This window comes from Methanospirillum hungatei (assembly GCF_019263745.1).
In the GTDB taxonomy this organism is placed as follows: Archaea; Halobacteriota; Methanomicrobia; order Methanomicrobiales; family Methanospirillaceae; genus Methanospirillum; species Methanospirillum purgamenti.
Genome location: NZ_CP077107.1, coordinates 3,126,469 through 3,139,767 on the forward strand (window position 1 = coordinate 3,126,469; position 13,299 = coordinate 3,139,767).

Sequence of the window (13,299 nt, forward strand, 5' to 3'; positions counted from 1 at the left end):
ATGTTTGTGTTTTTGGTTTGTAGCTCATTATTATCCCGATACTGGTCCAACAATAATACGTGATTAATGGCCTTTTTTTTCTCATTTGTTCTCTATACTGTCGTATGTTGTCACTCTTATATATATATATTGGTATTGTATAACTAGTAATTAATTAACCATAATCTATTATTACTAATGGATTCTTATACATAAGATATGAGTGAGAGGAGAACGCGGGGTCAGGGCAATAATCCGGGTGTTACGAAACGAAAGATAATCGAGATATTATTAAAACAATCAGACTGGACACCTGAACCAGATATCCGGGATGAAATCGCCAGTGAACTTGCAATTAAAGAGCCTAAAAGTACGAAAATTCAGCTCGCTGCTGCACTCGAAGAAGGACTCCTACTCAAAGAAAGCCGTAGCGGGGTGAATTACTGGAATATTAACTTCAATTCTGATGTAATTCCTGAATTCATTAAGGATATTGTAACGACGCTTCCGGAGAAGGACCGGATTTTGTTTTTCAAATCTCTCTATGTCCAGGAACTGGTGCTTAAAATTGCAGGATTTTTAGCAAAAAAGAATCATCCAAAAACCCGAATGGGATATAGCAGCACAAAAATTTCATATTACTGGGGATTTTTAAACGACGAAATAATCCAGAACAGTGATGATGATGATGATGATGATCTCTCTGAGGATCTGAAGAAGAATGTAGCTTTTTACCGGTATGTTGTGACTCACTCTCCCTCTTTTTTCCTGTATTACTTCCAGGATGCTGGAGGTATTGAACCATACCTCAAATCAATTCTTGGATCCTATATGCTCAAGACCGATTGGAAGGATTTTGATTTCCTCTATTTTGTCGGGACAATGGGACTTATCGTTGATTACAGCCGGTCCGAAGGAGAGATGTATGAAGAAATCGCTCAATTCCTGACTGAGAACAAAATAGATATCTTTTTTCATACATCCCTGAAATACCCGGAACGGTTGTTTGAGAATATGATTCAGGCACATAAGATGTTACAAGAGCGGCATACGTTCGATTCCGGAGAGAATGGTACTCAAAAAGCCTTTACTCTTGATTCCAGTATGTTTCAGAAACTATAGTTTGTCAGGGACATAGTAGGTGCAGCTCATGCAGCTCTTGTAGCAGGATCTGTGCACACACCTGGTTAAATTTTTCTGGATGGCATGAAATCTGGAAGTTAAATTATCTAAATGAGAAAATATCCGGATAAATCCTGGGTACCAAGGAGTTTATTTGTCCTTCGGGTTGCTTCTGTCAATATTCGCTTTGCCCGGAGATATGGTTTCAATAACAGGAATTTTAATTTTTTTGAAGATATACCAATATATTTCAGGTTTTTGGTAGTAGATATAATAGGAGTATCTTTTTTTTGAAAATTTTTCGAAGGGGGACTTCCCTGAATGTGCTACAAGAGCTGCATGAGCTGCACCTTGTCATCTCATCATAGTAATCCAGATGACTGGTAGATCATGAAGGTAAAAATAAAATTACATGTGATTCCATAATTATTGTGCAATTCAAAAGGTTTTAGAATAATATAAGTAAAACGATGGTTATTCTAAAGCCTGGACTCTATATGCACTTCATTGTATAAGCACACCTTTCAGGATTATTCCAGAAAGGTGTGCATTATACTACTAATCAAGAATGAATAAAGAAGATTATAAACAATAATGTTAGAAAAAAATTCGGACTGGGTACTTGACCTGGAGAAGCTTCACAAAATCATCTGATTTTTTCCTTATGTAACTTTAATCCGGTAATTTAGCTAACTCACTTAAAACCCAGGAATAAACATTTTCAGCAATTTCAAGAGACTCTGCAAATTCTTCTCCGGTTATGGGTTCATATATTCCTGGATATCGTGTTTGCACTGCAAATTCTGTGAGGTCTGAAGCAATTATTACCTGATGCGGTATTGTAATCCCGGTTTTTGCAAGGTATTCTATTAATATACTAATATTATGAGTTCGTGGAGCTTCGATATCAATTGCAATAAGAAGTCCTTTCAACGATTTTTCTACTGATTGTTGACAATCAAAGCAGAGATCTTCAAATAATATCTCATCAGAGGTCTGCCCAGATTGTGCTCTGCAAAGATTACTTCGTGAACGGATTAGCCAGTCTTCAACAATTGGTCGGTTTTTCATAAAGTACCTTTCCAAATTGAGCTATTTCACGATATATCAGGTGAGGATTATTTTTATGTGTATTGAATGAATCAGGAGTTTCGACCAGGATGTCCACCGGGACTCCAACTCCATATAGGGATCGATATAGCATCTTGGCTGTTTTTCTCCTCTCTTTTAATCCGGTTTTAAGGACACAGATATCATAATCGCTCTCTTTATTGTGACTATCCTTTGCACGTGAACCAAAAAGGATGATAGAATCGGGATCTATTGCTTCGATAATTATCCGGATCACTTTTGCAAGAGAGGTATCATCCATTATCATTCTTTTCGAGAGGAAAGGATAAATGGATTACTATGAGGTACTGATGAGAAACCAGGGATAGACTAGGGTTCGGAGATGAGATTTATACATCTTTCTGGTACATGACCACATCAAGGATTTTGCCGAATTTTTCCCCGACGTTCCGGAGATGAGCGGCTTTTGTGTACCCCATATGTTCCAGCAATCGGATACTGGCATAGTTTTCCCCACAAAGTGTCCCTATTAGCACATGGATACCTCCTTTTTTTGCTGCCCCCTCAATATGGTGCATGGCTAAAGTTCCGATTCCCTTTCCTGTAAAACCCGGTTTTAAGTATACACTTACTTCTGCAGTCCGGTCATATGCCTGTCTTTTTTTAAACCGGGAGAGAAAACAGTATCCGATGACCTCGTCTGCTTCGTGAATGAGAAAGGAGGGGTACCGGGGATTGTTAAGGTAGATGATCTCCTCCAGTTTCGGGAGGGTTATTTTTTCGCTGTGGAAGGTTGCGGTTGAGTGGAGGATGTAATGATCGTATATCTCTTTGATCTCCGGGAGGTCTCTATGGGTTACGGGAGTGAAATGAGTCATTACCATCTGGTATGGATGGGATGGTATTGATTGTTTCGAAGGAGGGAATTATAATTTTTCAGGGATAAGGGGGGGAGATTATGGTTTTTTATTTTAAAGGTTTATAAAAAGATTGAAGTGATTAACTCATATTAAAAACCTTTGTAACTATTCAGCAGGTTGATTCATATACTGTTGACGTATTGGGTACCAAAGAGGGGCTCATCTCAAATTTTGGCAAACAGGGTGTATTTTCAAGCGCCAGTATCACCCCCTCAATAACATTAATTCCATTGTTTCGAATCGTTGAGATCAGCGAAAAAGGAGTTTTCGTGAATATTCACTACGCGAAACACTCATATTCATATTCCGATTTGGGGGAAATTATCCGAGCAAACCGTTCTTGAAACCCATGTAAGAATAGTTTATTCTTCTGGTACAATTATCTCCTTTTCAAACACTGCCAGGGTATTCTCTAACCGGGAAAGAAGATTCGTCTTCTCCTCTTCTGTGAGGTAACTATACCTGATACTGTTTTTGTTTATCTCTCGTATTTCGTTATACGACACATCCGGATGATTCAAAGTAAATATTACATATTCCTGGGTGAGATTCGTATATTCAATACCAGGATCATCGGTTGAAAGGATAACCGGAACATCATGAGACAGATATACAGAAACCGGATGCTCCGGCCCACTGATATTGAGAATCTGTTCATTACTGGTAAGCAAAATCTCCACCGGAATTTCTTTCTCTTTCATCAATTCAAGGGTATTCTCCCAATCGTCTTCTTCCTGGATGGCTACCCCATGTCCGATTCGGGAGGCATTCCCGGTGGTGATTGCATCAGAAATATGGAAACCTAAATCCTTTTTCCCTGCAATCTGTTTTGTTAATTCTCCGGCATGGAGTTCAATATGTACATCCGGGTATACTGAATGGAGATAGGCAATCATCTCCATGTGAAGATGATAATCATCTGCGGAATACTGGTCAGCCTCATCCCCGACCAGCGTAATACCGGAAATTACCGGTGACTTGTTGGCAATCTCAAAAGCCTGGAGAAGGTCGGTGAAAACCTCCTTTTTTGGATAGAACCTGAGAGCCTCATAGATATACCGGGTGGTAACGTTTTTCCCATCCGGATGAGAGAGTTCCCCCGATATCTGATCATATGATGAGTGTTTGTCTACCTTTCGTTCAATTATTTCAGCAAGACCGGCCTTCAGGAGATCATCCCTGAGCTGAGACAGGTTATCATTCCAATCAACTATGGATACTACCTTCCGGACATCATCTCCATTCGTCTGTGAAGTCATGAGTTCCACATAGAGAATATTTTCGTTCGCAGCCCTGTCACGGATGGTTGCATACACATCTCCATCATAGTAGGTGACCGGATCAATAAGATCAAACGTATGAAAAAACCAGTCATGACCCGACTGAGTAGTGAACGGAAAGTCTTTCATTGTCCAGAAATGTACGAGGTCTGAATAGAGGGTGGAATTATTATATGCATAGGAGGTCGGAACCAGATGCTGTGTATCAGTATAATTATATGGCTGTCCGGTCACCTGGTCAACCAGTTGCCCATCTTTTGGATTTACGAATAATCCATGCCGAACTGAAATATTGATGATATCATCCGGATGCATTGCTCCTGATGCATGGATATGAATATCTCCGCCCTTTGGCATCTCCTTAAAAAAAATCAAGAGATCATCAGGATTCTTTCGAATTGTTTCAAAATATATCGAAACAGTAGTACCCTGATAACCCGTATCTGATATCTGCACTATATATGAATCCTGATTTTCCACGAGAAAAAGACCAAAATAACCGAGAAACAGTACAAAAAGGATTGCATTACATTTTAGAATATTCATGGAAGATATACAGTAATTTGACCTGCAGGATGGATGAATGATTCGAAATTGGTGGTACCCAATTCCTGTAAAAAATATAATCGAAAATCAGATGGAAGGAATAGAAGCCGGGAGTACGTCCGGGATTGATGGTACCGTTCCTATCCCGGAATCCAATTTGATAGATATTCCAGGCATAATACCCTGAGGTTTTTGCCCACCGGTACTCCCCGTCGTCAGTATTCCTGTTTTTATTCCTCCAAAATCGGTACGGTTTTGATGTGATGATCTCAGGACGGGATTTAGTGTTATCTGTCCGAAGTACCGGACCTGAGGCCATTTCAGAGAATAAGATCCGGTCCAGGTTGTATACCCATCTCTTATAAGGGAGATCGAATGGGCTCCCCCAGGCACAAGATACCGTGTCATCATATTGGGTGTGGTTATCCCGATTTTTTGAGCATCATCCACCCAGATTTCAGCATTCGAAGGGAAAGAACCGATAAAGAGATAACAATCCCGCTCAGGATCTCCAGATGGAATGGTAACAATTCTGGTTATACTATGGGTTTGCATCCCGTTCGAGATCACCAGGGTAATCGGATAATTTCCAGGTGATTTATACCGGTGAGTGATATTCTGTGAATAATATTCAGGTTTTGTATCGCCATTGACATCCCATTTCCATGAATTAATTCCCTGTCCTGTACTGGTATCCGTGCAGATTATCGTCATTGAATCTTTGTCGATAACCAGATCGAAATCTGCCGATAGGGAGGGGGCTGAATATCCGATAAAATAAGGATCTGTAACAGCGTTTGGATATCGGGAACTCATCATAGCAGTTTGATTTGATGAAGAATACACATAACCGGGTTTTGTGGTACTTTTCCCCTGATTATTCCAGTTTCCATCCGGAATCAGGAAATTTTTGGTAACCAGTTGCTGGTTGGTATTATCTTCCCCCTTTATTACATTAAACCAGATAATTCCTTTGATATTTGGATATTTTTGAAGAGTATTCTTGTTATACAGATATGTGACCTGATTGTTTTTCAAAGATAATTCATCCGCCGAAATTCCGTTGCCATCAGCACTAGTCTCCATGAAGATCATTGGATGATTCCGATCCCGAGCATAATAATAATAAAATCCGGCGAGATCATCCAGAGTCGTGGGACCGTTTTTCCAGGGGTACCAGGTCATCCCGACCCAGTCAACAAAGTCTTCCGCCATCTGATTTCCGTTATCATCCGTCCCGGGCCAATAAAAAATCCGGTCGTTTTTCGTCTGGGCAATATTGCCTGCCCACACCATTTGGACGGATGGATTGGCATGTGCACGGACGATGGTGTATGCTGACCGGAACATCTGTCTCCATGCTTTTTTGTTTTCGTTGTCTCCAGCATCAATCCCGGTTGGATTTACTATTTTCTGTGTATTAAATTCAAGCCCGAAGCAGAGGAGAATTGTTGCGGGTTTTCCGTTTGAGTCAGCATATTTCTTACTTAATGCATCACATTTCTGGGCAATCTCGGTTATAATAGCAACACCAGTCATAGGAGCATGATATCCATTTTGAGCAGTCAGATCCAAAAGTCCGTTAGTCTGAAGTGCCCAGGGGTAGAGTACCAGGACTGGAATACCATTCTGCTGGAGGACCTTTTCAGCCCAGATATAAGGAGCGGGAGATTCTGTGTATGGGATTTTTCCATAATCATTATCCGGATAATAATACAGATTGTAATAACGGGAGAAAAGAAGTTGTTTTTTCCCCCCACCAGGTTTCAGTACATTAATAGCTGTTCGAAACGTTTCGATTCCGGTGTCTGTCTCTTTTAATTCTTCATTACTATTGCCAGTCTTTTTCTCCCCATATTCCAGGGGATGATCAAGGATTTGGGTTTCATACGGGGCATTGTTAGATTTTCGGTAATAATTGACACACATAGCATTGTTCGCCCCCTGGTTTCCCCCAAGATATGCACCGATATAACATCCAGTATCGTTGAGTAAACCTTCAGCTACAGTTGGAATATGATACCCGGTTCCTGATGCTGATGAAATAATTAACCCAATACTGCAAAGAAGTAGAAAAAACCCGTAGTTTTTATTACTCATACAAAACACCCGATGAGGACACTGTGTATTGCTAAAAGCTCCTTTGGGTGATAAAAATACCTAATAATACCAGGGTGAATCAAATCCTTCTGAATTACCCGGGAAAAAAGATTACTTGGAAAAGGTCATTTGCTCTACTACAGCATCGGACTCAAGGCTTTTTGAGATGGTTGCATTTATCGACAAGCCATCTTCAGCCATGACAAATGTATACCCACCTTTTTCTATCCAGGTTCCGGTATACGACATTCCATCTTCTGATATCGTCCCGTTCATAACTCCGGAATTATCATCAATATCGGCAAGAGGTTCGTTTATTCCGGTTAGTACAACTTGTGATGTAATGCCTGTTTTCGGGACAGAGGATATTCTAACCCCACAGGAAATATCTTTTCAGATTGCAGGGCATATAAATGGATCCTGGATTGTTCGGTTCAAAGGTCTGCCATATACCGGATACGATAAATCTCCTTCCAGTGTGGACAAAATGCACTGAATTTCCTTGAATTGAATGTATCACCGACATGATTCAAAATTTCTTACACTAATAAAGACAATAATTGATATACCTAAAAGTTAAAATGGATAGAATATGGAAGAGATCCTCCTCCATAATTCTTTCATCCTTTTTGAAATTATATGTGTAATTGCTGTTTTTGCAATATTTATTATCCGAAGTAATTATTTTACTGAGATCCTTGAACACCGGCCCAGGATTATCACACAGATTCTCTTTATGGTCTTTTATGGGCTTCTTTCCATAATTGGAACCGTCACGGGAATCGGCCTCTTTGGATCGATTGGAAACGTCCGTGATATCGGCCCGATGATGGCCGGTCTGACCTGTGGTCCGGTGATTGGACTTGGAGCAGGAATAATTGGAGGAGTGTACCGGTTTTTGCAGGGAGGACCGTATATGTATACCGGTCTTTCTGCCCCGATACTCTGTGGGATCCTCGGGGGAGTATTGTATCTTGCAAATAACCGGGAATTTGTGCCAACCTGGATGGCAACACTCTATATGGCGTTATGTGATACCCTCATTTCCATTTATACCCTGACTATCGTAACCCCTCCTGAACAACTCTGGACAATTACCCGGAATATCGCAATTCCGATGATTGTTGGTTCTACCGTCGGTGTGTTTATCTTTTCTTATTTTATCCATGCACAGATGGCGGAGAGGAAACGAGATCAGGAATATAAACAGCTGGAAAGACAAAACGCTGATAGAAAAAATCTTGAATCAATAATCAATACATTAGCAGATCCTGTTTTTCTCATCGATAAACAGTATACCTGGAGATTAGTGAATGACCGGTTCTGTCAGTTTTTTGGGAAAACCCGGGATAGCCTTATTGGAAGACCGGTTGCAGAATTCCTTCCCGCTGAAGAGTATGAGGTCATCCGCGATCAGAGTGAACGGGTATTTCATACCGGAAGTTCTCTAGAGACCGAAATGATTGTTACCGGCCTTAATGGTCAGAATTTTACCGTTATTTCTAAAAATACGCTGTATGTGGATTCGAATGGTCAGGAATATATTGTCGGGATTATCCGTGATATTTCTATGCGGAAAAAGATGGAGGAAACTATCAAAGAAAGTGAAGCCCGATTATCATCCATATAGGAGTTACGCAGATTGCCCTCCAAAAAAATTATAGCGCATATTTTGGCCTCTGAATATACTCTGAAATTGCAACTTTTGTGATTTGCCATTGAGCATTGTAAGGAGTAACACCATTCAAAAAATTGTTGACTTCGAGTCTTAGATATGCTCGAAGTGAGCAGTTAATATGATTTCGTTGAATAATTGCTTTCCTAGCCTGACAATTTTCAACTCCACACAGTTCTTTAATTGCCCTGTGATAGTTCTCAATTGTCCAACAAATTGACTGTAAAACAAGCCTATCTTCATTATTCAACGGAATATAATTTGTGATCCAATACCTACTTGCACCTTTACGATTCACAGAGTGAAAAAGGCGAATAAATCCATATTTTTTCAAATGAACTTCTAATCCATCTTCTGGAATCGCCAATTCTGATACTTGGACATTACCTAGGGCGTCAGGATTCACCATTCGATTTTTTTAACTCGTGTGAAATAATTCCACCCAAGTCGGTTAATGAACTTTAGATTCTCATTCCCAGAATACCAACTATCAAACATGATAAATGAAGGTTTAAATCCCCTCATATACGCCGTTTTAGCCATTTCCTGTAGATGATCATTTTTTGTCTTATCATCAACATCTTTATCATAAATTCGATAGTCAATGGGGAATGAAACGATTCCATCTGTCCAAATCAGGGTAATTAATCCAATTCCTTTAACGACCTTATGGTGCTTCCCGCTCCATTGATAGTAAGTTGCTTCAATCTTTTTAGAATGATTTTTATCGAGAACAGTGTCATCAAGAACCAACCAGCCGCTTTTTCGTTCAACAAATGGTTCTACCTCTCCCCACAACGTCTCAGGTGTTAGAGACTGTCTTGTTAGAAATCGGTTAAAAGTGTCGTGCGATATCGAAGATTCAGAGGTTGAATAACAATCGGCTACTTTTACACAAGAAACATCACAGCGAGCAGCGATGAGATAATTGATGTAATCAACATCCGTTGGCTGTTTGGTTACAGGCACGTATATTATTGGTGTTGTTAATATATATAGATCTTTCTATGATAAAAGTTAACTGCGTAACTCCTACATATTACAAAGTTCACCCCTGATGCAGTTTGTGATTGATAAAAATCATCGGGTATTATATTGGAATAAGGCCATTGAGACATTTTCAGGTATTTCTGCAAGCACCATAATCGGAACGACAAATCATTGGAACCCCTTTTATCGGAAAGAGCGTCCGATGCTTGCTGATTTTCTGGTAGATGAGGATGTTAAGAATATATCCCAGTGGTATAGCGATAGAGTGATAAAGGCACCATATGTGAGTGGATCGTATGAAGGAATAGAATTTATGCCAGATGCAGAATCACCTGGAGGGTGGTTTTATTTTACTGCTGCACCGGTCCGGGATATCAATGGGCGGATCATTGGAGCAGTTGAAACATTTCAGGATATCAGTGAAACTAAAAAACTTGAATCTGCATTGCAACTCACCCTTAAAAAATTAAATCTCTTATCCAGTATAACCAGGCACGATCTGCTCAATAAATTATCAATTCTTTCAGGACTGTGGTATCTCATCACCGAATATGTACATGATCCAGAGGGAACAGAGATTCTTACAAGAGTTAAGGACACGAATGAATCTATTCAGCGTCAGTTAGCAATGACCCGTGAATACCAGGAGCTCGGAATCAAGGCTCCGGTATGGCAGAACCTATCCGACGTTTTTCATTCAGCGGTCAGGGAACTTGATTCCGGGCCGTTTGTGATTGATATTCCAGAATCTTCGATTGAGATCTTTGCAGATGCTCTCCTTTCAAAAGTTTTTTACAATCTTTTTGAAAATGCAATCCGACATGGAGAGAAAGTCAGTCATATCCGGGTATTGTATGCAATAACTGATAAGGAACTTCACATCACGGTGAACGATGATGGGGTAGGAATACCCTCTGGCGAAAAAGAGTACATCTTTGAACGGGGATATGGTAAAAATACCGGGTGGGGATTGTTCCTTTCAAAAGAGATTCTTGAAATAACTGGAATTACTATCCGGGAAATCGGGACTCCGGGAGAAGGAGCAGTTTTTGAGATCATAGTACCTAAAACGGGATTCAGGAAAGAGGATTAAGAGGATCCGGGACGGAACACAATAAGAAATGGTTCAAATCCTTTGGTTTAAATGTTATCTGGAACCATTTCATAAAAATAGCTGTAAAGAAATTACACGGCGAAATGAGATATTCTGAAAATATCTAAAAAAAATTACCTGGTGAAGGTCATTTCTTCAGCAATCGCATCAGGTTCAAGGCTCTTGGTGATGTTTACATTCATTGAATTGCCATCATCAGCCATTACAAAGGTAAATCCACCTTTCTCGATCCATGTTCCGTTAGATGTCATCCCATCCTCTGATACGGTTCCGTTCATTACTCCTGGATTATCATTATTATCGGGAAGTGGCTCGTTTGTTCCTGTGAGTACGAATCCATCCTGGGTGAGATTATACGATTTCCACTCGGAAACATAATTTCCAGTCCAGGGATTTGCTGTATCTACAATTTCGCCTATCCGTGTCGCATTGCTGGTATACTGTGCTGGTTCGGTCATCGGACCCTGGGGATCGGTACTTCCGTTGATGGTAAATGACATTCGGTCGTTTGAAAAGGTATTTGTACTTTTTCCACTTTCTATCCAAATTCCTGAATAGGTTTTTCCATCGGAAGAGAGGGTTCCTTCAAGATAGCCAGAATCATATTCAAGAAGATCCATGGGAACATAGGCACCAGAAATTCCAGATTCATCCTGTGATATATAAAGAGTGTATTGTGGAGATGACCAGGTACCGTTCCATGCATATTCTGATGCTGTTTTTATATCGGTTGCGTTCTCTGCGGATACAATCCCTGTAATCAGAATTGATAATACCAAAAATAAGCCAATTTTGCTAATAATCTTCATAAACAATCACTTGTTAGCATGCGAAAGGTTATCATGTGGGGAGATAAAGATGTCGGAATACTGTGAGAGTAAAAAAATATGTGATAAAATTACCCTGACTCATGTGTTCTTATTTGCATCTCCTTTTTGAGATTTATCATATCCAGGTAGAGATCTCTTCTGCAATATTCTACCCCCAATGAGAGAATTCACGACTTAAAAACATGTAATTTTCGGAATCATGCCTTCAGATGACAGAGATATAAATAATATTCACTTAAATATCTTCAATCCAAAGAAAATTTATGGAAAACCTGTCGCCATTGTATATATTGAATCGAATATTTCTCCTTATGGTCATCTGCACAATTTCCCTCTCCGGATTCGGTGCTGCAGATAGTACGGCTAATGAAGAAGAGATCTCTCTTTATGCCTTAATTCCTACTGGAGAAGATATGTTATCAAAGGGGGAGGCAACGAAAGCGGCTCTGGAAATTGCATCAGAGGATATGAATGCCTTGTATGAAAAGACCGGATCTAAGAAAAGAGTCGTTGTTAATACCACCGATTACACATTAGAACCAGGTTCAGCCCTCGCCGCCATAGAACAATTGAATTCTCTGGGAATTCACATGGTCCTGGGGTATTTTGCCAGTAGCGAACTGACAGAAATCAAACCATTTGCTGATTCACATGACATGCTCATCTTGTCAACAGGGAGCACAGCAACTTCACTCTCTGTTGATGATAACATACTCCGATTCAATCCTGACGACTCAAACATGGCTGATACAATAGTAATGCTTCTGAAAAATGAGGGCATTCATGATATTGTTCCCCTGGTACGGGATGACATCTGGGGCAATGAACTGAGCTTGTTAATTCATGAAAAAATGGAAACAGATATGACCCTGGATGATATCGAACGATACGATCCTGAAGTAAGTTCCTATGAAGATGTTGTATCCAGGCTTGATACTCAGGTCGGAGCCGTTCTGGCAGAAGAAAAAGCAGAGAATGTAGGGGTGCTGGCACTTACGTTTGGTGAGATAGCACCGATCATGGAGGAGGCATCTGATGCAAAGTATCCAAACATCTCACGTGTCCGATGGTTTGGAACCGATGGAAACACCCTGATTCCTGACATCACGAACTCACGAGTTGCATCGAAATTTGCAGAAGATCAAAAATTTACCGGAACAACATATTCCCGTTTCATTATGGCCCAGGAAACGCCGGTTACGGGTGAATTTATCACGAAAATTGGGTATGACCCTGACGGATATGCATATGGTACCTATGATATGGCGAAAATCGCAGTACATGCAATCGAACTCAAGGGATCTGATGATGCACGTGCATTAAAGACAGCAGTAACTGCAGTTGCAGATATGTATTCAGGCCCTACTGGTGAAACATCTCTTATTGAAACTGGTGACCGATCTGAGATCCATTATGCATTCTGGACTGTAACAACCGATTCATCTGGAAAGGGTACCTGGGAGTTTGTCGGTGAAGCAAACAAATGGGAAGGCGAATCATCACCGGTCATCACCATGAAAGAAGATCATTTGAATGAAGAATAACCATCCTTTCTTTTCTTGAGAATCAGATCCAGGGATTAGAAAAGATCCTGGTACTCACCCTCGCCGATGTTGATACTACCACCAGTAATACCCACAGATATGCGGGAGATTGTTCATATGAAATCCAT

The 13,299-nt window shown here is 40.3% G+C and carries 11 protein-coding genes and 1 pseudogene; 5 read left to right on the plus strand and 7 right to left on the minus strand.

Annotated elements, in window-relative coordinates; all coding sequences use genetic code 11:
* Positions 1-198: 198 nt before the first annotated feature.
* Positions 199-1,101, plus strand: a complete 903-nt coding sequence (locus KSK55_RS15145) for a hypothetical protein (RefSeq protein ID WP_218607528.1) — start codon at positions 199-201, stop codon at positions 1,099-1,101.
* Between the two features lie 672 nt (positions 1,102-1,773).
* Here the strand turns inward: KSK55_RS15145 and KSK55_RS15150 are convergent.
* From KSK55_RS15150 to KSK55_RS15170, 5 genes are all read right to left on the minus strand, one after another.
* Positions 1,774-2,172: a HEPN domain-containing protein gene (locus KSK55_RS15150; RefSeq protein WP_218607529.1), complete on the minus strand. Its 399-nt coding sequence runs from the start codon at positions 2,170-2,172 to the stop codon at positions 1,774-1,776.
* Positions 2,150-2,473, minus strand: a complete 324-nt coding sequence (locus KSK55_RS15155; protein ID WP_218607530.1) for a nucleotidyltransferase domain-containing protein — start codon at positions 2,471-2,473, stop codon at positions 2,150-2,152. Before KSK55_RS15155 ends, KSK55_RS15150 begins: the two co-directional genes overlap by 23 nt.
* A gap of 88 nt (positions 2,474-2,561) precedes the next feature.
* Positions 2,562-3,050: a GNAT family N-acetyltransferase gene (locus KSK55_RS15160; RefSeq protein WP_256664051.1), complete on the minus strand. Its 489-nt coding sequence runs from the start codon at positions 3,048-3,050 to the stop codon at positions 2,562-2,564.
* Between the two features lie 404 nt (positions 3,051-3,454).
* Positions 3,455-4,828 (minus strand): amidohydrolase family protein, encoded by a 1,374-nt coding sequence (locus KSK55_RS15165; protein WP_218607532.1) that lies wholly within the window; start codon positions 4,826-4,828, stop codon positions 3,455-3,457.
* Positions 4,829-5,005: 177 nt separating this feature from the next.
* Positions 5,006-7,018, minus strand: coding sequence for a PKD domain-containing protein (locus tag KSK55_RS15170; RefSeq protein WP_218607533.1), 2,013 nt, complete (start codon positions 7,016-7,018; stop codon positions 5,006-5,008).
* A gap of 115 nt (positions 7,019-7,133) precedes the next feature.
* On the opposite strand from KSK55_RS15170, the gene KSK55_RS15175 reads away from it, so the two are divergent.
* Together KSK55_RS15175 and KSK55_RS15180 are read left to right on the plus strand one after the other, a co-directional pair.
* Positions 7,134-7,514, plus strand: coding sequence for a cytochrome c family protein (locus KSK55_RS15175; RefSeq protein ID WP_218607534.1), 381 nt, complete (start codon positions 7,134-7,136; stop codon positions 7,512-7,514).
* A 96-nt stretch (positions 7,515-7,610) separates the two neighbouring features.
* On the plus strand, positions 7,611-8,648 hold the full coding sequence (locus KSK55_RS15180) for a LytS/YhcK type 5TM receptor domain-containing protein (RefSeq protein ID WP_218607535.1): 1,038 nt from the start codon (positions 7,611-7,613) through the stop codon (positions 8,646-8,648).
* Between the two features lie 28 nt (positions 8,649-8,676).
* Here KSK55_RS15180 and KSK55_RS15185 read toward each other — a convergent pair.
* A pseudogene (locus tag KSK55_RS15185) lies at positions 8,677-9,662 on the minus strand (IS701 family transposase).
* A gap of 88 nt (positions 9,663-9,750) precedes the next feature.
* On the opposite strand from KSK55_RS15185, the gene KSK55_RS15190 reads away from it, so the two are divergent.
* Positions 9,751-10,776, plus strand: a complete 1,026-nt coding sequence (locus KSK55_RS15190; RefSeq protein WP_218607536.1) for a PAS domain-containing sensor histidine kinase — start codon at positions 9,751-9,753, stop codon at positions 10,774-10,776.
* 134 nt (positions 10,777-10,910) lie between these two features.
* Here KSK55_RS15190 and KSK55_RS15195 read toward each other — a convergent pair whose 3' ends face one another.
* On the minus strand, positions 10,911-11,606 hold the full coding sequence (locus KSK55_RS15195) for a hypothetical protein (RefSeq protein WP_218607537.1): 696 nt from the start codon (positions 11,604-11,606) through the stop codon (positions 10,911-10,913).
* A gap of 311 nt (positions 11,607-11,917) precedes the next feature.
* Here KSK55_RS15195 and KSK55_RS15200 point away from each other — a divergent pair, with 311 nt between their 5' ends.
* The gene (locus KSK55_RS15200) at positions 11,918-13,171 is read left to right on the plus strand and encodes an ABC transporter substrate-binding protein (RefSeq protein WP_218607538.1); all 1,254 of its coding nucleotides are present in this window, start codon (positions 11,918-11,920) and stop codon (positions 13,169-13,171) included.
* Positions 13,172-13,299 lie beyond the last annotated feature (128 nt).